Annotated in this window: 1 protein-coding gene; it reads left to right on the top strand. The window is 45.2% G+C overall.

The features are described from left to right. Nucleotides 1–118 precede the first annotated feature (118 nt). Nucleotides 119–301 carry a hypothetical protein gene (locus OM074_RS21280; protein WP_301202723.1) on the top strand — a complete coding sequence of 61 codons (183 nt, stop codon included), beginning with the start codon at nucleotides 119–121 and terminating at the stop codon, nucleotides 299–301. The last annotated feature ends 88 nt before the right edge of the window (nucleotides 302–389 follow it).

Below are 389 nucleotides of genomic sequence, written 5' to 3'. Positions count from 1 at the left end.
TATTACCAGGCCGTGAACGGAGAGCTTTACCTCATCAACAACAAAGAGAGCAGGGCATTGTTGCTGGCAACAGTGGACATGCCGTAGTAGTAAAAACAACTTTTAAAGCAGCATAGACATGGAGCAGTTTCATCAGGATGGCAAGGTAGGATTTTTGGGGGGATGTGTAATCGCGGCGTTCAAGAGCTTTACTCTGGACAGTTTTGTTGAAACTGTGGTTTATGCTGCCTTGGGAACAGCGGTAAGTTTCTTTGTTTCGATGTTGCTGAGATATTTAGTGGGCAAGATGAAAAGTAGATAGGGTGGTTACCTATTGTATGGTTGTGGTCATGGAGGCCCTTGCGAAGATGCAGGGGCCTTTTTTAATGGCTTTCAAAAGCCAGTGCCAT

Source organism: Plebeiibacterium marinum, from assembly GCF_026013615.1.
In the GTDB taxonomy this organism is placed as follows: Bacteria; Bacteroidota; Bacteroidia; order Bacteroidales; family Marinilabiliaceae; genus Saccharicrinis; species Saccharicrinis marinus_A.
This window is presented reverse-complemented; position numbering and strand designations above follow the sequence as displayed.